We start from the raw sequence: 21,245 nt of genomic DNA on the forward strand, positions 1-21,245 counted from the left end.
TCAGAGCACCTTCTTGTCGGTCGTGCCGTCGGCCGGGGCGTGGGGTGGGGCATCGGTTGGTTCATCGCCCTGGCCGGAGACGGAATTGTCCCCCGGGCTGCGGTGTGTGTCGTTCAGCGGGGCCGTGGTGGGGTTCGTGGCCGTCGTCGGATCGGTGTCCGTAGGCGAGGCCGTGCCCGTGGTCGAGGCCGTGTCTGTCGTCGGGGTCGTGCCCGTGGCTGTGGCTGTGGCCGTGTCCGTCGTCGGGGTCGTGGCCGTCGTGGGCTCGGGGTCGTCCCAGGCCTCCGCCTCCCACGGCTCCTCCTCCCTCGGCGGGCGGCGCAGCAGCGCGATCGAACCGGAGACCGTCGTCGCCCGGAGCTTGCCGGTGCCGGCGCCCAGTCGGCCGGTGATCTTGTGGGCGCCCCACTGGCCGTGCACCCGCAGGCCCTCGAAGGCGTTGGAGATCGTGCCGCTCGCGGTGTTGGCCTCCACGTCCGCGTCCGCCGGGGCCGGCAGGCGGATGGCGATCTCGCCGGAGACGCTGGTCAGCCGGACGTCGGTCGGGCCCTCCGGGTCGAGGTCGACGATCATGGAGCCGCTGACCGAGTCGGCCTTCACGGAGGAACCCGAGCCCTCCACGACCGTGAGATCGCCGGACACGGAGTTGAAACGGAGGTCGCCGGTGACGGCCTGGGCCTCCAGGTTCCCGGAAACCGTGTCGGCGCGGACCGGGCCCGACAGGGCGACGAGCGTGGTGTCCCCGGTGACGCCCTTGACCACCGACGGGCCCTGGATCCCGGAGACCACGGCCCCGGCGCCGACCACGCCCACCTCGACGCGCGTGTCGGCCGGCACCGCGAGGGAGACCACCGCGCTGCGGCGCCAGCCTTTGCGGTCGAGCCACTTGAGGAAACCCTTCCAGGGCAGGTCCTCGTACGCCACCGACAGGGTGCCGCCCTTCTGGGTCACCACCAGGGGTGGGCCGTCGATCTCGGAGACCTCCAGGCGGGCGGAACCTTCGTCCGTGCCCACCACGTTCACCGTTCCGTTGACGATGCGCACGTGGAGCTCGCTCACCGGCTCGTCGAAGGTGAGCTTCCTGGGCTCTGCTACGGACCACTCGGACATGGTGCGGACCTCCTGGGCGACCGGGCGCGGCCGCGTGGGCCGGGACGGACCGGAACGATGAGCAATGACACGCCATATCGCGTCTTCTGGTAAACACGATATATCGCGGACCTCGAAAGTCAAGGCACTCGTTCTGGTGATCACAAGTCACGCGAGGTGGACAAATCGGCCTAGCGTGTTGGCATGCCGACGGAAGAGTCCAGCGTCGCCCGCCAGGCCCGTCCCGCCCCGGGCGCCCTGCTGCTCTGCCGCGCGGACCCAGAGTCCGTCGCGCCCGTCGCCCGGCTGCTGCGCGAAGACATGCTGCTCGCGCCGGCCGGCGGGGAGTGGAGCGTGCTCGTGCCCGAGGGGCGGCCCTGGCTGGAGGGTGACGAACCGATCGACCGCGTCCTCACCGGCTGGGCCACCGCCCTCGCCGTCGGCGCCCCCTGGCCCGTCCTCGCCCTGTGGTGGGACGCCGACCGCGCCGGATACACCCTCGCCTCCGGCTTCCGCCGCCCCGTCGGCTACGTCTGGCTCGCCAACGGCACCCCGGTCGGCGAGGACGAGGCCATGCACTCCTTCGCCGGCCGGCTCGGCCTCGATCCGGTCCTGGACATGCAGTCCCTCGACGAGCTGACGCGCCCCGACGCCGAGGCCGACGGGCGGGCACGCATGCGCGGCCTGGTCGCCGTCCTCACGCGCGCGGGTGTATCCCTGCCCGATGGCCTCGCTCCCGGCGACAGCGCCGACAGCCTCGACGCTGCCGCCCGCGCCCAGCCGCACATCCGCCTGATCGAGTGGTGGGGCTGGCGCGAGGCCTTCCGCGCGGAGCTCGACGCCGTCGAGGGCGGCCGCCTCGGCCCCTGGCTCCCCTGGGCCGCCGGCCCCAAGGCCCGCGCCCTGGCCCTGGCCCAGATCGCGACCGGCCTGCCCCTGGCGGCCTGGGGCCTACGGCACCACAGCGGCGGCTGGCTCGCGGCGGGCACGGTGCTGCTGGCCCACGGTGTGCTGGGACTGGCGTACGAGACGGTACGGCCGCTGGACTGACGGGGGCTGGGGAGGTTGTGGGGCGGCTGGGTTGAGGGGAGGCGTGGGCTGGCTGGGTTGAGGGGAGGCGTGGGCTGGCTGGGTCGAGGGGTGAGCGGGGTGGTGCGGCGCCTGGAGTGGGTCTGCGGCGGTGGGGCGGCCTGGAGTGGGGTTAGTGGGCTTGGGCCGTGTCGCGGGTCTGCGCAGGGGTGGTTCGGCTCTGCAATGTCGGCTGCTCGATCGGGGGGGTAGACGGTGGTCTGGTCGCGGCGAGGAGGCTCCACGGCGGTCGTCCGACGTCCGGGAGTCGGTGATTCGGCTCGGTGCCGGTGGCTGGATCGAGGCGGGCGACGCTGGTCTCGCTGTTGGGAGGCGGCATCCACGGCCGTGGTGCGAGGGACGCACGTCGGCGATGGTTCGGCGCGGGAGAGAACAGCGGCGGTGTGCGGCGCCGGGTGGAGGGCCCACGCCAGTGGTGCGGCACTCGACTGAGGGCTCGCCGAAGCCGTCGGCAGTCGCTGTCCGGCAGGCGTACTGCGGCGTGCGGGCGCCCCGCGACGGCCCCGCTCGGGCGGCCGCAAAACGCGACGGGCGCCCACGTCAGGGCGCCCACGCAAGAGGGGATCCGCCTGTGGCCGCTTGCGGACGGCCCGCTCACGTCCAGACGGCCGGTCGAGCCCCTGCTCGGTGTCTAGACGTCGTCGTCCTCGTCGTCGAGCCGGGCCAGCCACGTCGCCAGCCGCTCCACCGGTACCTCGAAGTCGGGGTTCAGGTCGACGAAGGTGCGCAGCTGCTCGGCCAGCCACTCGAAGGTGATCTCCTCCTCGCCGCGCCGCTTCTCCAGTTCTTCGATGCCTCGGTCGGTGAAGTACATGCAGTGAGGATATGTCGTGCCCGGCACGCGCGTGTGTGTGGGAGTACGGACCGGCCGTCGGCTGCGCGACTCATGCGCCGGGCTCGTTCTTCTCCCAGCCCAGCTTGACGACGATATGCCCCTCGACCCCCGCCTTGGTCAGCACCGCGCCCGCGCTCGCGTTCAGCTTCACGCCGAACTCCAGTTCCGCGGCGCGTCGGATGGGAGCGAGGGCTTCCTCCAGGGAGACGGAGGCCTCGCGCATACGGTCGCCGACGCGTGAGGCGCGGACCATGCCGGGCTCGTCGTCCTCGACCTTCACGACCAGTTGTGCGGAGCCGTCCTCGTCGTCCATGGCGATCCGCGGCAGCTCGGCCATTCGTCCCCCCGTGGGTCACAACCCCCCTTGCGAGCCGGTCGGTTCAGCGTGTCCGTCCCTCAATCCAGCCGCACGGCGGGCCAGTTGGCCGCAAACGCCGGAAGGCCCGGCTCCGAGTCACGTGGACTCGGAGCCGGGCCTTCCGAACTGACCCGTTCAGCGGGTCGGGCCTCCGGGGCTCAGGCCTCGAACACCTCACGCACCAGCTGCTCCTGCTCGGCCTGGTGCCGCTTGGCGGAACCGACGGCCGGGGACGAGCCGTGCGGACGCGAGATGCGGCGCAGGCGCTCGCCGTGCGGGACGTCGGCGCCGACCGCGAGGTCCAGGTGGTCGATCAGGTTGAGCGCGATGAACGGCCACGCACCCTGGTTCGCCGGCTCCTCCTGGGCCCACAGGTACTTCTCGGCGTTCGGGTACTTGGCGATCTCCGCCTGGAGCTCGGTACCCGGCAGCGGGTACAGGCGCTCGATGCGGATGATCGCCGTGTCCGTGACGCCGCGCTTCTTCCGCTCGGCCTCGATGTCGTAGTAGACCTTGCCGGCGCAGAAGACGACCTTCTTGACCGCGGCAGGGTCGACCGACGCGTCGCCGATGACCGGCTGGAACTGCCCGGTCGTGAACTCCTCCGCCTTGGAGGCGGCGGCCTTCAGGCGCAGCATCGACTTCGGGGTGAAGACGACCAGCGGCTTGTGGTGCGGGTTGTGCGACTGCCACCGCAGGAGGTGGAAGTAGTTCGACGGGGACGTCGGCATCGCGACCGTCATGTTGTTCTGCGCGCACAGCTGGAGGAAGCGCTCCGGGCGGGCGGACGAGTGGTCCGGGCCCTGGCCCTCGTAGCCGTGGGGGAGGAGCAGGACGACGCCGGACGTCTGCGCCCACTTCTGCTCCGCCGACGAGATGAACTCGTCCACGACCGTCTGGGCGCCGTTGACGAAGTCGCCGAACTGGGCCTCCCACATCACGAGCGCGTCCGGGCGGGCCAGCGAGTAGCCGTACTCGAAGCCCATGGCCGCGTACTCGGACAGCAGCGAGTTGTAGACGTTCAGCCGCGACTGGTCCTCGGAGAGGTACTGCAGCGGCGTGTACTCCTCGCCCGTCTCGCGGTCGATGATGACCGCGTGGCGCTGGCCGAACGTACCGCGCTGCGAGTCCTGGCCGGCCAGCCGGACCGGCACGCCCTCCAGCAGGAGGGAGCCGATCGCGAGGGTCTCGCCCATGCCCCAGTCGATGGTGCCGTCCTCGACCATCGACGCCCGGCGCTGCAGCTGCGGCAGCAGACGCGGATGCACGGTGATGTGGTCGGGGATGTTGACCTGGGACTCGGCGATCCGCTTGACGACCTCCGCGGTGACCGCCGTGGTGACGGCGACCGGGAACTCGGCCTGCGGGTCCGAGGGCTCCACGGCGGCCGGCTGCGAGGTGGCCTCGCGGACCTCCGTGAAGACCTTCTCCAGCTGGCCCTGGTAGTCCTGCAGGGCCTGCTCGGCCTCTTCCAGGGTGATGTCGCCGCGACCGATGAGGGACTCGGTGTAGAGCTTGCGCACCGAGCGCTTCTTGTCGATCAGGTCGTACATCAGGGGCTGGGTGAAGGCCGGGTTGTCCGACTCGTTGTGACCGCGGCGGCGGTAGCAGATGAGGTCGATCACGACGTCCTTGTTGAACGCCTGGCGGAACTCGAAGGCCAGGCGGGCAACGCGGACGACCGCCTCGGGGTCGTCGCCGTTGACGTGGAAGATCGGGGCCTCGATCATCCGGGCCACGTCGGTCGAGTACATGGAGGAGCGCGAGGACTCGGGCGCCGCCGTGAAGCCGACCTGGTTGTTGATGACGATGTGGACCGTGCCGCCGGTGCGGTAGCCGCGCAGCTGAGACATGTTGAGCGTCTCGGCCACGACACCCTGGCCGGCGAAGGCCGCGTCACCGTGCAGGGCGACGGGCAGGACCGTGAAGTCCGTGCCGCCCTTGTTGATGATGTCCTGCTTGGCGCGAGCGACGCCCTCCAGGACCGGGTCGACCGCCTCCAGGTGGGAGGGGTTCGCGGTGAGCGAGACCTTGATCTGCTCGCCGTCCAGGCCCGTGAAGGTGCCCTCGGCGCCCAGGTGGTACTTCACGTCGCCGGAGCCGTGCATCGACTTCGGGTCGAGGTTGCCCTCGAACTCGCGGAAGATCTGCGCGTACGACTTGCCGACGATGTTCGCGAGCACGTTCAGCCGGCCGCGGTGGGCCATGCCGATGACGACCTCGTCCAGGCGCGACTCGGCGGCCGAGTCGAGGACCGCGTCCAGCAGCGGGATGACGGACTCGCCGCCCTCCAGGCTGAAGCGCTTCTGGCCGACGTACTTCGTCTGCAGGAAGGTCTCGAAGGCCTCCGCCGCGTTCAGCCGGCGCAGGATGCGCAGCTGCTCCTCGCGCTCCGGCTTGGTGTGCGCGCGCTCGATGCGGTCCTGGATCCAGCGGCGCTGCTTCGGGTCCTGGATGTGCATGAACTCGACGCCGGTGGTGCGGCAGTACGAGTCGCGCAGCACACCGAGGATGTCCCGCAGCTTCATCAGGGACTTGCCGGCGAAGCCGCCGACCGCGAACTCGCGCTCCAGGTCCCAGAGCGTGAGGCCGTGCTCGGTGATGTCCAGGTCGGGGTGCTTGCGCTGCTGGTACTCCAGCGGGTCGGTGTCGGCCATGACGTGGCCGCGGACCCGGTAGGAGTGGATCAGCTCGAAGACACGGGCGGCCTTCGTGACGTCGTCGTCGTGGGACGCGTCGATGTCCTTGAGCCAGCGGACCGGCTCGTAGGGGATGCGCAGCGACTCGAAGATCTCGTCGTAGAAGTTGCTCTCGCCGAGAAGGAGGTTCGCGACGATCCGCAGGAACTCGCCGGAGGCGGCGCCCTGGATCACCCGGTGGTCGTAGGTCGACGTGAGCGTCATGACCTTCGAGATGCCGAGCTTGTTCAGGGTGTCCTGGGACGTGCCCTGGAACTCCGCCGGGTAGTCCATGGAACCGACGCCCATGATGACCGACTGGCCGGGCATCAGACGCGGGACCGAGTGGACGGTGCCGAGGCCGCCGGGGTTGGTCAGGGAGACCGTCACGCCGGTGAAGTCGTCCATGCCCAGCTTGCCGTCGCGGGCCCGGCGGACGATGTCCTCGTAGGCCTGCCAGAACTCGAAGAAGTTCAGGGTCTCGGCCTTCTTGATGCCCGCGACCACCAGCTGACGGTCGCCGTTGGGCTTGACCAGGTCGATGGCGAGGCCGAAGTTGACGTGCTCCGGCTTGACCAGGGTCGGCTTGCCGTCCTTCTCCGCGAAGGAGTAGTTCATCGACGGCATGGCCTTGATGGCCTGCACCATCGCGTAGCCGATCAGGTGCGTGAAGGAGATCTTCCCGCCCCGGGCGCGCTTGAGGTGGTTGTTGATGACGATGCGGTTGTCGAAGAGCAGCTTCACCGGGACCGCGCGCACGGACGTGGCCGTGGGCACCTCCAGGGAGGCGTTCATGTTCTTCGCGACCGCGGCGGACGGGCCGCGCAGCGTCACGAACTCCGGACCGTCGGCGGCAGCGGCGGCGGGCTCGGCCTTCTTCGGCTGAGCGGGCTTCGCGGCCGGGGCGGGCGCGGCGGGCTTCGCGGCAGCCGGAGCCGGGGCCGCGGCGGCGGGCGCTGCGGCAGCGGGCTTCGGGGCCGCGGGGGCCGGCGCGGGGACCGACGGGGCGGCCGGAGCAGCCGGGGCGGCGGGAGCCGCCGGAGCCGTGCTGGTGGTTCCCGCGGCCCCCGCGGCCGCGGTACCCGCCGGAGCCGAGGCGGCAGGCGCTCCCGGCTTGTAGTCGGCGAAGAAGTCCCACCAGGCACGGTCTACCGAATTCGGGTCCTGGAGGTACTGCTGATAGATCTCGTCGACGAGCCACTCGTTCGGCCCGAACGCGGCCGCGGGGTTCTTGCCCGCTTGGTCGGTGTCGGTCGAGATGCTCGAGTTACTGGGGGACTGTGGCGACACGGCGGCAACCGCCCTCTTCCGCTTCACAAGGTGATGGACAGCGGGAATTAAGGCTACGCCCCCATGGCCGGGAAGGTCAGGCTGAGCAAGGTCATCGTCGCGTAAGTCACATCGGAAAGCGTGTTTCGTGCCTGGAAATGGCGGGAAACAAGCGTGGTTCCGCTTCGGAGGGCCACGGATGGGACGACGGAATCTCGACCTGGCGCACCGGAAGCGCAGGTCCGTACCTGATCACACGTGTCCGTCAGGCAGGACGCACGTGGATCTTGATGCTCCGCTTCGAACTTTACGTCAACTTGGTTCGGAAGGCTGCCCGGGAAGTGTGACAAGAATCCGGCAACCCCGCTCGGATTCGGCCACCCCGATCCGGCCGCCGTGCAGATCGACGGCCCAGCGTGCGATCGCCAGCCCCAGACCCGTACCGCCGTCGCTGCCCGGCCCGTGCGGCCGGCGGACGGCGCCGCGGTTGAAACGCTCGAAGACCCTGTGCCAGTCCGACTTCGGAATCCCCGGCCCCTCGTCCAGGACCTCCAGCACCAGCGACTCCGGCTGCGCCCCGCGCCGCGCCTTGACCGTCACGCGGCCGTGCGGCGGGCTGTGCTTGATCGCGTTGTCGATGAGGTTGGCGACGACCTGGTGGATGCGCTCGGGGTCGGCGTGCGCCGTCAGCTCCGGCGGGGAGACGTCGAGGTGCAGATGGACGTCCGTACGCGTGTGGCTGCCGGAGCCGGACGCCATGCCCCCGCGCGCGGAGGACACCATGTTGGCTTCCTTCAGCACACCGGACAGGTACGGCCACACCTCGAAGCGCCGCATGCGCAGCGGTACGACGCCGTTGTCCAGGCGGGACAGGTCCAGGAGTGTCTCCACGAGGCGGCCGAGCCGCTCGGTCTGCTTCAGCGCGGTGCGCATGGTCTCGGGGTCGGCCTCGGCGATGCCGTCGACCACGTTCTCCAGGACGGCCCGCAGGCCCGCGATCGGGGTGCGCAGCTCGTGCGAGACGTTCGCCACCAGCTCCTTGCGCTGCTGGTCCTGGGCCTCCAGCTCGTCGGCCATGAGGTTGATCGTCCCGGCCAGGTCGCCCAGCTCGTCGCGGCGGTTCTCACGCACCCGGCGGGTGTAGTCGCCGTGCGAGATGGACCGGGCCACCGCGTTCATCTCGTCCAGCGGCGCGGTGAGCGAATGGGCCACGAACTGCGTAATGAGCAGTGTGGCGATCATCGAGAAGACCGTGATGAAGCGCAGCTCCGTCTGCGTGCGCACCGCGATCATCGACAGGCCGGTGGTGATCAGCACCGCGATGATGACCAGCGCGCCCAGCTTGGTCTTGATCGAGAACGGACGTACGCCGCCCCAGGGCTCGCCGGGGCTTCTCCGTGCGGCCGGTCCGTCGCTCATGGCGTGGGTGTCTCCAGGGCGTAGCCCACGCCGTGCACCGTACGGATCCGCTCGGCGCCGATCTTCCGGCGCAGCGCCTTGATGTGGCTGTCGACCGTGCGGGTGCCGGACGCGTCCGCCCAGTCCCACACCTCGGCGAGCAGCTGCTCACGGGAGAGCACCGCGCGCGGGGTGTTCGCCAGGCACACCAGGAGGTCGAACTCGGTGGGCGTGAGATGGACGTCCTCACTGCGCACCCGCACCCGCCGCTGAGCGTGGTCGATCTCCAGCTCGCCGAGCCGCAGGATGCCCGACCGCGGGGTCGTGGCGGCCAGCGCGGCCCGCTCGACGCGGCGCAGCAGCACGTGCACGCGTGCCGCCAGCTCCCGCATCGAGAACGGCTTGGTCATGTAGTCGTCCGCGCCGACGCCGAGCCCGACCAGCATGTCGGTCTCGTCGTCGCGCGCGGTGAGCATCATCACCGGTACCGGCCGCTGGGCCTGCACGCGACGGCAGACCTCCAGACCGTCGAAGCCCGGCAGCATGATGTCGAGGATCAGCAGGTCGGGCTGCCACGCCTCGGCCGTGTCGACCGCCGCCGGACCGTCACCGGCCGTCTGCACCAGGAATCCCTCGGCACGCAGGCGGGCCGCGATGGCGTCCACGATGGTCGGATCGTCCTCGACCACGAGGACCCGGCGCTGCGCGCCCGGGGTCGCCGCCGTGCCGTTGTGGGAGGTGTGTGTCTGCTCCATCGCCCGCCCCAAAGTTGCTTTCCGGAATCCGTGGGGTGATCCCGCTGACTGCTATGCCTGCTCATGCTTGCGATTGACGCTTGAATGATCCGCGTCAGGTGAGCAGAGTACGGGGAGTCACCGCGCCACGGCTATCCAGGTCGTACGGCGAGGTGTACGACGTCCGGAACGCCCCGGGCAACGGGGATCTCTTCGGTACGCACCTGTTGGAATCCGGCATTACACAAGGTTTCTTCGAATTCCGGTGATGGCTGTGCGGACCATACGGCGAGCACCCCACCGGGCCTCAACGCCCCTGCGCAGCCTGCCAGTCCGGCCGGTGAGTAGAGGCTGTCGTTGTCCTCGGTGACAGTCCAGCCGGGTCCGTTGTCGATGTCGAGACACAGTGCGTCATACGTGGTGGAAGTCTCATGTACGTGTGCCACGAGATCCGTTTCCAGAATCTCCGTGCGCGGGTCCGTGAGGGCCGGGGCGGAGAAGTCGGACAACGGGCCGTCGAGATGCCAGTCGATAATCGCGCGCTCGCGCTCGACGACGGTGATCCTTCCCGGGCGCGGATCGGCCGCGGCATGTGCGAGCGAGAACCCGACGCCCAGCCCGCCGATCAGCACGTCGGGCCGCGGGCGCCCGTGCAGCGCGCCGAGCGCCGCGTCGACGAGCCGCCGTTCCGAGCGGCCGTCGGAGGTGTCCATCAGGAAGCAGCCGTTCGCGATGATCTGGAGCAGGTCACCGTGCCGCCGCAGCACGACCTCGCCGTGCGGGCCCTCGCGACGGTCCAGGACTTCGGGGATGTCGTACGAAGTGGGCATCGGGCCATCCTGGCAGGCCCGCGTGGAGGGCTGAAAGTTCTTTCCTCGATGGGGGGAACGGGTCTGGGCGCTTGTTGAGAGGTTGCTGAGAATCGGCCTTCTTATGGCGCCGGTCACAGACGTGGGTGGGTCGCGGGCGAAGGGTGGGGGAAACGGAAGGAGCGCCTCACCTTGGAACGGACCGCACCTGGGGGCGTGCCGGGTTCGCCACCCGTGCCCGGTGAGGCGGACCTGCCCGAGGCGGCCGAACTGCTGGACGGGATGCCGCGGCAGCGCGGGCCACTGGGCGCGACGGCGCCGGGCGCCGCTACGGCGCAGCCCTCCGCGCCGGGCGCCGTCACGACGCAGCCCTCCGCACCCCTGCCCCGCCTCGGCGCACCCTGGCGGCTGCTCCCCACGCCCGTCGGCACGCCGTTCACCTGCGCCTACGCCGCCGTACTGGCCGTCACCTCGCTCGTCGCCATGTACGCGGACCCCGACCTCGTCCACGCCCTGCACCAGGGCTCCAGCACCGACGTGGCGCACCTCGTGGGGACGCCCGTGACGGTGCTGCTCGCCAGCGCGCTGTGGGTCGCGGGCGGGTTCGTGGCGCCGTACACGCTCGCCTTCCTGCTGGTGCTCACCGCGCTGGAGCGACGGATCGGCGGCATGCGGACGGCCGTCGTCTTCCTGACCGGGCATGTCCTGGCCACCCTCGCGACCGAGGTCCCGGTGGGGCTCGCCGTGCTGGCCGGCCACCTTCCCGGCAGCTCGCTGCACCGCCTCGACTACGGCATCAGCTTCGGCGTCGCCACGGGCGTCGGCGCGCTGAGCGGGCTGCTGCGGCCGTGGCCGCGGTGGCCGGTGCTGGTGCTGTTCGGCGGGATGCTGCTCCAGGGCCTCGTCGAGCTGACGGACCCGCTGACCGATTGGGGGCACCTGATCGCCCTGGCCATCGGGATCGCGATGTGGCCGGTCGTGCGCGGGTGGTACGTGGGGGACTCCGCCGGCGCCGGGGGGCGCGGCGTGGGCGGCGAGGGTGGTGCGGGCCGCGAGCGGCGCGAGGTGGACACCCCGGGCCCGCCACTCGGCCAGGGCTGACCCGCCCCACAGGTTCCTCGTGCGCGAAGAAGCCACGCTGCCGCGCGATGCGCCGGTCCAGTTCGGCGCCGTGCGCGCCGAGCGCGAGAGCGGCTCACTAACCCGGGGGCGGTGCGGGAAGGATCAGGCCCCGGCCGCCGTTGTTGACGAAAGTCGAGGTCATCGCCTGTGGCGCAGGTGATCGCTCACAGCGAACGGAGGCCGGGGAACATTCGCAGCGCCCCGTGCATTGAGTCGGCATAACTCAACTTGACTGCCGAAGGGGAGATCATGGCTTCGACGTCCACACCGCTCACCCTGCCCGTGCTGCCGCTCGACGACGAGGTGGTGCTGCCCGGAATGGTGGTCCCGCTGGACCTGAACGACGCCGATGTACGCGCCGCGGTCGAGGCCGCACAGGCCGCCGCGAGGTCACAGCCAGGAAAGCCACGGGTGCTGCTGGTGCCACGCATCGACGGGACGTACGCGAGCACCGGTGTGCTCGGCACCGTCGAGCAGGTCGGCCGGCTGGCCGACGGCGACCCGGGCGCCCTGATCCGCGGTCGCGGCCGCGTGAAGATCGGCGCCGGGACGACCGGACCGGGTGCGGCCCTGTGGGTCGAGGGGACCCGCCTCGACGAGAGCGTGCCCGACCCGCTGCCCGGACAGGTCGCCGACCTGGTGAAGGAGTACAAGGCCCTCGCCACCGCCTGGCTGCGCAAGCGCGGCGCCTGGCAGGTCGTCGACCGCGTCCAGGCCATCGACGACGTCTCCGCCCTCGCCGACAACTCCGGTTACTCGCCCTTCCTGAGCACCGAGCAGAAGGTGGCGCTCCTGGAGACCGCCGACCCGGTCGCCCGCCTGAAGCTCGCCACCCAGCAGCTGCGCGACCACCTCGCCGAGCAGGATGTCGCCGAGACCATCGCCAAGGACGTCCAGGAGGGCGTCGACAAGCAGCAGCGCGAGTTCCTGCTGCGCCGTCAGCTGGAGGCCGTGCGCAAGGAACTGCGTGAGATCAACGGCGAGCAGGACGGCGAGGAGTCCGACGACTACCGCGCCCGCGTCGAGGCCGCCGACCTCCCCGAGAACGTCCGCGAGGCCGCCCTCAAGGAGGTCGACAAGCTGGAGCGGTCCTCCGACCAGTCGCCCGAGGGCTCATGGATCCGGACCTGGCTCGACACCGTGCTCGAACTGCCGTGGAACGAGCGGACCGAGGACGCGTACGACATCCTCGGTGCCAAGGAGATCCTCGACGCCGAGCACGCCGGCCTGGAGGACGTGAAGGAGCGGATCACCGAGTACCTCGCGGTGCGCAAGCGCCGGACCGACCGCGGCCTGGGGGTCGTCGGCGGCCGGCGTGGCGGTGCCGTGCTGGCGCTGGTCGGCCCGCCCGGCGTCGGCAAGACCTCGCTCGGCGAATCCGTCGCGCACGCCATGGGCCGCAAGTTCGTCCGCGTCGCCCTCGGCGGCGTACGGGACGAGGCGGAGATCCGCGGCCACCGGCGTACGTACGTCGGCGCGTTGCCCGGCCGGATCGTGCGGGCCATCAAGGAGGCCGGGTCGATGAACCCGGTGGTGCTGCTCGACGAGATCGACAAGGTGGGGTCCGACTTCCGGGGCGACCCGGCGGCCGCCCTGCTGGAGGTCCTGGACCCGGCCCAGAACCACACCTTCCGCGACCACTACCTGGAAGTGGAACTGGACCTGTCGGACGTGGTCTTCCTCGCCACCGCCAACGTCCTGGAGGCCATCCCGGAGGCCCTGCTCGACCGTATGGAGCTGGTCCGCCTCGACGGCTACACCGAGGACGAGAAGATCGTCATCGCCCGTGACCACCTGCTCCCGCGCCAGCTGGAGCGGGCAGGACTGAACAAGGACGAGGTCGCCCTCGACGAGGGCGCCCTGCGCAAGCTCGCCGGCGAGTACACGCGCGAGGCGGGCGTCCGCAACCTGGAGCGGTCCATCGCGAGGCTGCTGCGCAAGGTGGCGGCACAGCACGAACTGGGCGAGCGGGAGCTGCCGTTCACCGTCCTCGACGGCGACCTGCGCGGCCTGATCGGGCGGCCGCACCACGTGCCCGAGTCCGCCCAGGACCCGGCGGAGCGCCGTACGGCCGTGCCGGGCGTGGCGACCGGGCTGGCGGTGACGGGCGCGGGCGGTGACGTCCTGTTCGTCGAGGCGTCGCTGGCCGACGCGGAGACGGGTGCGGCGGGTCTGACTTTGACCGGCCAGCTGGGTGACGTGATGAAGGAGAGCGCACAGATCGCCCTGTCCTTCCTCCGCTCGCGCGGCGCGGAACTGGAGCTCCCGGTCGCCGACCTCAAGGACCGGGGCGTGCACATCCACTTCCCGGCGGGCGCGGTCCCCAAGGACGGCCCGAGTGCCGGCATCACGATGACGACGGCGCTGGCATCGCTCCTGTCCGGCCGCCTGGTCCGCACGGATGTGGCGATGACGGGCGAGGTCTCGCTGACGGGCCGGGTGCTGCCGATCGGCGGCGTGAAGCAGAAGCTGCTGGCGGCACACCGCGCCGGGGTCACCACGGTGATCATCCCCAAGCGCAACGAGGCCGACCTGGACGACGTCCCGGCCGAGGTGCTGGACAAGCTCGACGTCCACGCCGTGACCGATGTCCGCCAGGTCCTGGAACTGGCGCTGTCGCCGGCCACCAACGGCGCGGCGCCGGAGGTTCCGGTCGCGGCGTGACGGGCGCGACCGGATGGGCAAGGCCCGGGTTCTCGTGAGGGAGGCCCGGGCCTTCGCCGTAGGCGGATGCGGATGCCGATGCGGATTCGGAGGTGGGTGTGGGTGTGGGTCAGCCGTTGGCCAGGGCCTGGAGGCGGTCCAGCGCCCCGTTGAACCTGTTGTGGTCGCCGACGGTCGGGCCGGAGGACGTGTACTGCCACATGGTGTAGTAGCTCCAGCCGGCCGGGAGTTCGCCCACGGCGGCGGCGTACCGCGCGATCCACAGGGGATGGGCGGAGGCGAAGCCGCTGTGGTTGCCGGTGCACTGCTTCCACCAGCTGGTGGCCGTGTAGATGACGGGGGCGCGGCCGGTGCGGGCCTTGTACTGGGTCACGAAGTCGCGGATCCAGGTGACCATCGCGGCCGGGGTCTTGCCGTAGCAGGCGTCGCCGTAGGGGTTCCACTCGATGTCGAGGGCACCCGGCAGCGTCTTGCCGTCGCGGGACCAGCCGCCGCCGTGATCGACGAAGTAGTTGGCCTGGGTTGCTCCATTGGTGGTGTCCGGGGTGGCGAAGTGATAGGCGCCGCGGATCATGCCGACGTCGTAGGAGCCGTTGTACTGCTGGGCGAAGTAGGGGTTGGTGTAGTAGGTCCCCTCGGTGGCCTTCACGTAGGCCCACTTGACCCCGCTGTTCCACAGGGTCGGCCAGGCGACGTCGCCCTGGTGGCTGGAGACGTCCACGCCTTCCAACTGGGTGGCCAGGACATCGGCGGGGACGCTCTCCTCGCCGTCGTGGGCCAGGACGCCCATGCCCATGTGGGCGGAGCCGCGGGGCGGGGTGTCGTCGGCGGAGGCGGGAGAGGGGTGGGCGGCGAGGAGTAGGGAGAGGACGGCGGCGAGCAGGGGCCCGGCGAGGTGCGGGCGCCGGCGGCGGAGCGGTTCGGGTCTGTGCACGGGCATTAGCGTGCCTCCGAAGGCTCGGTGACGCTCGGTGGGGAAACGCGCATGCGTGTGGCGTGCGCATGCCGGTCACGGGCTCGGTGCGCGCCCCCGGCATGGACGCCAGGCGCGCAGAAGAGCAGGTGGAAGGGGGTCCGGAGGCTGCCGTTGGTCCATGCCTGCGAAATACTGGCGGAGCTGCGGCACATCAGGGCGGTCGGCGGAAACTTTCAGGACCGAAAATCGAGGCAGGGGCTGACGTGCACGAAGACGGAAACGGCGACGGGCCGCGAGTCGAACCCGGGGGCGCCTCCGCCGAAGGAGTGTCCGGTGGTGGTCACGGCCGGCCCGAGTTCCTCGATCTGGAACGCGAGTTGACGGTCCTGTTCCGGCGGGCCCGGGCCAAGCAGGGTGAGATGGCCCGCGAGGTCCATCCGGACCTGGAATCGGCGGCGTACGGCCTGTTGGTCCGTCTGGATGAGTCCGGGCGGCTGCGGGCCACCGAACTCGCCGCATACATCGGCGTCGGCAAGGCCACCATGTCCCGCCAGCTGCGCGCCCTGGAGGACCTGGGACTGGTCGCCCGCGAACCCGACCCCGCCGACGGGCGGGCGTGGCTGGTGCACCTCACCGAGGAGGGGCGAGGCCGGGTCGCCAAGGTGCGCGAGGCACGGCGGGAGCGCTATGTCGCGCAGCTCTCCCACTGGGACCGGCTCGAGGTCGCGGAGCTGGCCCGGCTGCTGAACCAGTTGAACCGGGGGATGGAGAAGTAGCCCGACCGCGGAGCGCTCACCACTGCACGTACACGACCGTCGCGTCGTCGTGCGTCTTGCTGCGCCCCAGGAACGCCCGCTCCTCCGCGTCGGCCCGCTCCAGCGCCCGTACCCGGTCCACCAGCCCCTGCGCCCCCTCCTTCCGTACGTAGGTGAAGCAGTCCCCCCAGTCGCCTTCTCGGAACTTCTCCACCCACCGGGTCGCCCCGTCCGTCAGCGCGGCCAGCGCCCGTACCTCGCCGCGCGGCAGGACCCCCGTCACCGCCCGCGCCGCCACCGACGGATCCGCGGCGGCCGTGAAGAAGCCGCCCTCCTTGTTGCGGACGTGCGCGTCGATCAGGGCGTCCGTGGCCAGGGAGGCGCGGGGGAGGCGGGTCAGGCGATCGTCCAGGTACGGGGTGATCGCGCCGTCGGCCGACTCCACCAGGAGGGCCGAGTCGGACAGGATCAGGTACTCCAGCGCCTCCGCCGACCAGCGGGCCAGAACCACTGTGGCCTGTGGGGTTCGCGGGTGAGAAAGGTCACAGATTTGCGCGTGGGTCTCGGCGGTACGCGCGATTGCACGGGCCAGGGTGTCGGCGAGCGGCACATCAGGGAGTGAAACGGTCAGTTCGGTCAGGGCCCCGCCGAGCCGTGCGGTGAACCAGGGAACGGAATGCAGACAGCCCGTCTCACCTCTCGGCGGGGTCACGCCGTCCAGGATCACCAGTACGCCGCCCTGTCCCGAGGCGGGAAGGCCGACACTCGCGAAGTCCTCGTTGGGGCGGACCGGATCGCCGGGCTCCGAAGCAAGCTCTGTTCGCATTCGGCCAGTCTGCACGAGCCCTTCACAAGGGTCACGAAGGGGGCGCAGGAGATGCCGAATATGTGCAGCCGCGCAGGTCAGGCGTCTGATTTGGGATGGAATGGAGCGCTCCGGGAAGACGTGGCGGCGAATACTGCCACCGCCTGCCCCAGACGTCCAACCGGCCCGCCCTGCAAGGCGTGTGCACGCGCCAGAGGAACTTGCCCGCCAACTCCCCTCCGGGGTTCACTCCTTCGGGTGGCGGGTCAGGTGATGCGCGGCCGTTGCCCACCGGCACTGGGAGGGTCGGGGACCGGTGAGGACACCCCCAGCTCGAGCAATGCCGAGAGCTTGGGGAAGGGGTGCACGCGAGGTCGGCGGTAGTTGACGGAGCGTCATCCGGACCCATGGGTATCACGAGTCAGGAATGCGAGCACCGGTGCAGAAGATGCGGCCACGTCGCTCAGGCAAGAAGACGGCCTCCACGGGGGGCACGCAGCCCACTCCCGGCACCACCACCGACGCCACACCCGCCGGCAGGGGGCGCCCCACCCACGTACGGAACCGGCTGATCGTCGCCGTCGCCGTCGTGGCCGCCGCCATCGCCGCGGCCGGCGTCCCCTCGGTCGTCGCCGCCTCCGGGCAACTGCACGACTCCCAGGAGCTGGTGACCCTAGCCGCACAGACCGAGGACGCGCTCACCCTCGCCCACTCCCTGGCCGACGAGCGCGACGAGGTCACGACGTACGTCGCCGCCGGCCGTCCCAAGTCCAAGGCGCCCAGCGAGCAGCGCAGCGCCCGCGTCGACCGGCAGGTCGAGGAACTGCGCGCCGACACCGACGCGCCCGCCTCCCTGCACGACGACCTCGACGGCATCGCGGCCGTGCGCAGGGGCGCGCTCACCGGCAAGAGCAGCGCGCTGGAAGCGCACAACGCCTACTCGGCCACCATCACCGAACTGCACCGGCTCGCCGAGCGGCTGGCCGAGCAGATGCCGCCCCGCGCGGGCTCCGGCGCCTACGCGCTGGCCGAGCTGGACTCCGCCGTGCAGCAGGCCGCCGCCACCCGGGGGCTGCTGCTCGCCGCCCTGAGCGTGCCGACCACCACCGAGACCGTCATCGACCCGGTCACCGGGGTCCCGGCCACCCGCGAGACCTCCTCGGACGCGGACGCCGAGCAGCGCGCCGCCCTCAGCGCCGCCGCCCAGCAGGCGCGCCTGCGCTCCGACGCCGCCGTCGCCGACTTCCGCGACTCCGCCCCGAAGACCGCGCGCACCTCGTACGACTCCACGGTCACCGGCCCCGAGATCGGCACCGCCGAGCGGTATCTCGCCGCCCTCACCGACCAGGCCACGCTGTCCGACCGCGACCTGGCCACCGACGCCAGGCGCGTCGAGGCGGCCCTCTCCGCCCGGGTCGACATGATGCGCGGCGTCGAGTCCGCCCTCTACGACCGCCGCACGAAGGCCCTGGAGGAGCTGCGCGACGACGACGTCACCGCGCTGGAGATCCGCATCGCGATCCTCGGCGCCCTGATGCTGCTCGCCGTGGGCGTCGCCACGGGTATGGCCCGCAGCCTCACCCGGCCCCTCGCCGTGCTGCGCCTCGGCTCCGCCCGGCTCGCGGGGGCCGAGGACCCGGCGGCTCAGGAGCCGGTCAAGTTCACCGGCCGTAAGGACGAGTTCGCCCAGGTCGTCGACTCGGTCAACGCCCTGCACGCGCACGCCCTCGCCCTCCACGAGCGCATCGGCACCCTGGAGTCCGACCGCAAGCACCTCGTCGGGCAGCGCCAGAAGATGGCCGACGCCCGTGAGGAGCTGCGCACCGAACTCGCCGAGTCCGCAGCCCAGCTGGACCGTCTGCGCGACAGCATCGGCAGCACCTTCGTCAACCTGGCCCTGCGCACCCTCGGCCTCGTCGAGCGTCAACTCGGCGTCATCGAGGGCCTTGAGGAGCGCGAGCAGGACCCCGAGCGCCTCGCCACCCTGTTCAAGCTGGACCACTTCGCCACGGTCATGCGCCGGCACAGCGAGAACCTCCTCGTCCTGGCCGGGACCGAGCACGTCCAGCAGCACGCCGGACCGGTTCCGCTGGTCGACGTCGTACGCGCGGCGGTCAGCGAGATCGAGCGGTACGAGCGGGTCCGTATCGCCGCGTTGCCACCGCACGCGCATGTGGCGGGCTTCGCGGCCGACGACCTCTCCCACCTGCTGGCCGAGCTGATGGAGAACGCCACGTCGTTCTCCCCGCCCGACCTGCCCGTCGAGATCTCCGCGTGGCTGCTGGAGAGCGGCGAGGTGATGCTCTCCGTCCAGGACGAGGGCATCGGCATGACGGACGAGCGCATGTCCCGCCTCAACTCCCGCCTCGCCGACTTCGACCCCGAGAACTCCTACGACCAGGAGGGCGACGAAGGCCTGGGCCTCGGCCTGTACGTCGTCGCCCGCCTCGCCCACCGTCACGGCGTCCGCGTCCAGCTGCGCGAGCAGAAGCAGGGCGGCATCGCGGCGGTCGCGGTCCTGCCGGGGGGCCTGCTGGCGGCGGCCCCACCGGCCGCGGTCCCCTCGGACACGCCGCACCGCACCGGCGCCCACACCTTCTCCCTCCCGGGCGCCGACGCGGAGGCCAACTCCAATGTCCTGCCAGGCCGCGCCAAGGGCGAGGACCCGCTGGTGGCGCTGGCGGAGCGGGCGGTACGCGAGACCGGCGACGCCGAGGAGGCCGTACGCCGGCCTGCGGCACCCGAGGCCGAGCAGGAGCGGGAGCATCCCGCCGAGACGACGATGGAGCTGCTGATCCCGGCGCAGGCGACGGGGGAGGAACCGACAGCAGCCGCCGAACCGGTAGTCGCCGAACCGGTAGTCGCCGAACCCGCGGCCGCCGAAGGTGAAGACGAAGCCGAGGCGGTGCACGAACGAGTCCCCGACGACGCGGATGAACTCGTCACCGACAGGGGCCTCCCCAAGCGCACGCCGAAGATCACCGCCCCCACCCAGGCCCCGCGCCAGCGGACCGGCAGCGTCGACGCAGACGCCCTCCGCAGGAGGCTGGGCGGCTTCCGCCAGGGAGCGGCGGCCGGCTACCGCGACGTACAGGCAGAGATCGCCGAACACACGGGCCAGAACCCGGCACCGAGCACGGAAACCGAAGCAGCCACGGGGGGCACAGCCGAGGAGGCAAGCAGTTGACCGCGCCCAGTACCTTCGGACTGAGCAGTGAAGCCCGCAATCTGCACTGGTTGTTGACGAATCTGGTCGAGGAGGTGCCGGGCATCCAGTCAGTCGCGGTGGTCTCCTCCGACGGGTTGCTCCTGCTCTCCTCGGACCACGCCCGCAACGAGGCTGCCCGGGAAGCCAGGACCGACCGGCCCACCGGCCCCCGGGGCTCCTCCGCCGACCTCGCCACCATCGTGTCCGGCATCGGCAGCCTCACCATCGGTGCCGCCAAGCTGATGCAGTTCGGCGGCGTGAAGCACACGATGGTCGCGATGGACGAGGGCAGCCTGTTCGTGATGTCCATCAGTGACGGCTCGTTGCTCGGCGTGCACGGCTCCGCGGACTGCGACATGAGCGTGGTGGCCTACCACATGGCGCTCTTCGTCGGCCGGGCCGGCCACGTCCTCACCCCCGAACTCCGCAGCGAGCTACGGAAATCCCTAGAGGCCGCGTCGGCAGGGAGTACCCGATGAGCAACGCCCCGAAGAACAGGCAGCAACTCCCCGTCCGCGGCGGCGACCGCAAAGCCGCCCGCGTACGCCCCTACTCGCTCACCGGCGGCCGTACCCGCTTCGGCCACGTCCTCCTCGTGGAGACGTTCGTGGCGGCGCTGGAGGCCCCGCAGGAGCGCAAGGAACTGACGAACGGCTCCCTCAACACCCGGGTGATGCCGGAGTTGCGGGCCATCGTCGAACTGTGCCGCCGGATGCGTACGGTGGCCGAGATCGCCGCGCTGCTGAAGATGCCGCTCGGCGTGGTCCGCGTGCTCCTCAGCGATCTCGCGGACCAGGGAAAGATCCGGGTGTACGGCACGGGAACCGGCCACGGCACGGGCCGGCCGGACCGTGCTCTGCTGGAAAGGGTGCTGAGTGGACTCCGTCGTCTCTGACGCCGCTCGCGGTGTCTCCCCGCTCCTCGGCCAAGAGGGCCCCGAACAGCCCTGGCAGACCGATCGCACCCGGGCCCCCATAGCCACGAAGATAGTCGTGGCCGGTGGCTTCGGTGTCGGCAAGACCACGCTGGTCACCGCCGTCTCGGAGATCACGCCCCTGCAGACCGAGGCGCTGATGACCGAGGCGAGCGAGGAGACCGACGACCTCACCTCGACACCCGGCAAGCTGACCACCACCGTGGCCATGGACTTCGGCCGCATCACGCTCGACGACGACCTGGTGCTCTACCTGTTCGGCACGCCGGGCCAGCAGCGGTTCTGGTTCATGTGGGACGACCTGGTGCGCGGCGCGATCGGCGCGGTCGTACTCGCCGACACCCGGCGGCTGAAGGACTGCTTCCCGGCGCTGGACTACTTCGAGAGCTGCGGACTGCCGTACGTCGTCGCGGTGAACCACTTCGACGGCAGCGAGCTGTTCGAGCCGCAGGACGTGCGTGAGGCGTTGACGATCCCGGCGCACATACCTGTAATGATCATGGATGCGCGCCGCCGGATCTCGGTGATCGAGACTCTCCTGAGCCTCGTAGGTCACGCGCTCGACGAAACCCCCGAGTAGGA

At 70.9% G+C, this 21,245-nt stretch carries 17 protein-coding genes; 8 read left to right on the forward strand and 9 right to left on the reverse strand.

Annotation, left to right across the window (positions count from 1 at the left end; genetic code table 11):
• Positions 1-1,110 carry a DUF4097 family beta strand repeat-containing protein gene (locus ACZ7L5_RS21660; protein WP_471518380.1) on the reverse strand — a complete coding sequence of 370 codons (1,110 nt, stop codon included), beginning with the start codon at positions 1,108-1,110 and terminating at the stop codon, positions 1-3.
• 183 nt (positions 1,111-1,293) lie between these two features.
• On the opposite strand from ACZ7L5_RS21660, the gene ACZ7L5_RS21665 reads away from it, so the two are divergent.
• Positions 1,294-2,139: a hypothetical protein gene (locus tag ACZ7L5_RS21665; RefSeq protein ID WP_471518381.1), complete on the forward strand. Its 846-nt coding sequence runs from the start codon at positions 1,294-1,296 to the stop codon at positions 2,137-2,139.
• A 670-nt stretch (positions 2,140-2,809) separates the two neighbouring features.
• Here ACZ7L5_RS21665 and ACZ7L5_RS21670 read toward each other — a convergent pair.
• The 6 genes from ACZ7L5_RS21670 to ACZ7L5_RS21695 form a co-directional block, all read right to left on the reverse strand.
• Complete coding sequence (locus tag ACZ7L5_RS21670) at positions 2,810-2,992, reverse strand: DUF6104 family protein (protein ID WP_003997970.1); 183 nt, start codon at positions 2,990-2,992, stop codon at positions 2,810-2,812.
• A 70-nt stretch (positions 2,993-3,062) separates the two neighbouring features.
• On the reverse strand, positions 3,063-3,350 hold the full coding sequence (locus tag ACZ7L5_RS21675) for a CU044_2847 family protein (RefSeq protein ID WP_471518382.1): 288 nt from the start codon (positions 3,348-3,350) through the stop codon (positions 3,063-3,065).
• A gap of 179 nt (positions 3,351-3,529) precedes the next feature.
• Complete coding sequence (locus ACZ7L5_RS21680; protein ID WP_471518383.1) at positions 3,530-7,339, reverse strand: multifunctional oxoglutarate decarboxylase/oxoglutarate dehydrogenase thiamine pyrophosphate-binding subunit/dihydrolipoyllysine-residue succinyltransferase subunit; 3,810 nt, start codon at positions 7,337-7,339, stop codon at positions 3,530-3,532.
• A gap of 291 nt (positions 7,340-7,630) precedes the next feature.
• A complete protein-coding gene (locus tag ACZ7L5_RS21685; RefSeq protein ID WP_328879352.1) occupies positions 7,631-8,737 on the reverse strand; it encodes a sensor histidine kinase in 1,107 nt (368 codons plus the stop codon).
• On the reverse strand, positions 8,734-9,471 hold the full coding sequence (locus ACZ7L5_RS21690; protein ID WP_030956984.1) for a response regulator transcription factor: 738 nt from the start codon (positions 9,469-9,471) through the stop codon (positions 8,734-8,736). Before ACZ7L5_RS21690 ends, ACZ7L5_RS21685 begins: the two co-directional genes overlap by 4 nt.
• Positions 9,472-9,602: 131 nt before the next feature.
• Entirely contained in the window at positions 9,603-10,280 is a 678-nt protein-coding gene (locus tag ACZ7L5_RS21695) for a spermidine synthase family protein (protein WP_471518384.1), read from the reverse strand.
• Positions 10,281-10,451: 171 nt separating this feature from the next.
• Here ACZ7L5_RS21695 and ACZ7L5_RS21700 point away from each other — a divergent pair, with 171 nt between their 5' ends.
• Both ACZ7L5_RS21700 and lon read left to right on the forward strand, forming a co-directional pair.
• Positions 10,452-11,360 (forward strand): rhomboid-like protein, encoded by a 909-nt coding sequence (locus tag ACZ7L5_RS21700; protein ID WP_471518385.1) that lies wholly within the window; start codon positions 10,452-10,454, stop codon positions 11,358-11,360.
• Positions 11,361-11,630: 270 nt separating this feature from the next.
• Positions 11,631-14,045, forward strand: a complete 2,415-nt coding sequence (gene lon, locus ACZ7L5_RS21705) for an endopeptidase La (protein WP_471518386.1) — start codon at positions 11,631-11,633, stop codon at positions 14,043-14,045.
• A 109-nt stretch (positions 14,046-14,154) separates the two neighbouring features.
• Here the strand turns inward: lon and ACZ7L5_RS21710 are convergent, their stop codons facing one another.
• Positions 14,155-14,985, reverse strand: a complete 831-nt coding sequence (locus ACZ7L5_RS21710; protein WP_471518387.1) for a lysozyme — start codon at positions 14,983-14,985, stop codon at positions 14,155-14,157.
• Positions 14,986-15,224: 239 nt separating this feature from the next.
• On the opposite strand from ACZ7L5_RS21710, the gene ACZ7L5_RS21715 reads away from it, so the two are divergent.
• Complete coding sequence (locus ACZ7L5_RS21715; RefSeq protein ID WP_471518388.1) at positions 15,225-15,737, forward strand: MarR family winged helix-turn-helix transcriptional regulator; 513 nt, start codon at positions 15,225-15,227, stop codon at positions 15,735-15,737.
• Positions 15,738-15,753: 16 nt separating this feature from the next.
• On the opposite strand, the gene ACZ7L5_RS21720 is transcribed toward ACZ7L5_RS21715, so the two are convergent.
• Positions 15,754-16,542: a hypothetical protein gene (locus ACZ7L5_RS21720; protein ID WP_471518389.1), complete on the reverse strand. Its 789-nt coding sequence runs from the start codon at positions 16,540-16,542 to the stop codon at positions 15,754-15,756.
• A gap of 406 nt (positions 16,543-16,948) precedes the next feature.
• On the opposite strand from ACZ7L5_RS21720, the gene ACZ7L5_RS21725 reads away from it, so the two are divergent.
• The 4 genes from ACZ7L5_RS21725 to ACZ7L5_RS21740 are packed head-to-tail and all read left to right on the forward strand — an operon-like array spanning position 16,949 to position 21,243.
• The gene (locus tag ACZ7L5_RS21725) at positions 16,949-19,708 is read left to right on the forward strand and encodes a sensor histidine kinase (RefSeq protein WP_471518390.1); all 2,760 of its coding nucleotides are present in this window, start codon (positions 16,949-16,951) and stop codon (positions 19,706-19,708) included.
• Positions 19,705-20,208, forward strand: coding sequence for a roadblock/LC7 domain-containing protein (locus ACZ7L5_RS21730; RefSeq protein ID WP_328879344.1), 504 nt, complete (start codon positions 19,705-19,707; stop codon positions 20,206-20,208). The genes ACZ7L5_RS21725 and ACZ7L5_RS21730 overlap by 4 nt, the downstream gene beginning before the upstream one ends.
• On the forward strand, positions 20,205-20,624 hold the full coding sequence (locus tag ACZ7L5_RS21735) for a DUF742 domain-containing protein (protein ID WP_363035412.1): 420 nt from the start codon (positions 20,205-20,207) through the stop codon (positions 20,622-20,624). The genes ACZ7L5_RS21730 and ACZ7L5_RS21735 overlap by 4 nt, the downstream gene beginning before the upstream one ends.
• Positions 20,605-21,243 carry a GTP-binding protein gene (locus ACZ7L5_RS21740; RefSeq protein ID WP_328879342.1) on the forward strand — a complete coding sequence of 213 codons (639 nt, stop codon included), beginning with the start codon at positions 20,605-20,607 and terminating at the stop codon, positions 21,241-21,243. The genes ACZ7L5_RS21735 and ACZ7L5_RS21740 overlap by 20 nt, the downstream gene beginning before the upstream one ends.
• Positions 21,244-21,245: the final 2 nt, after the last annotated feature.

The sequence above is a fragment of the Streptomyces sp. NPDC107528 genome (genome assembly GCF_055639295.1).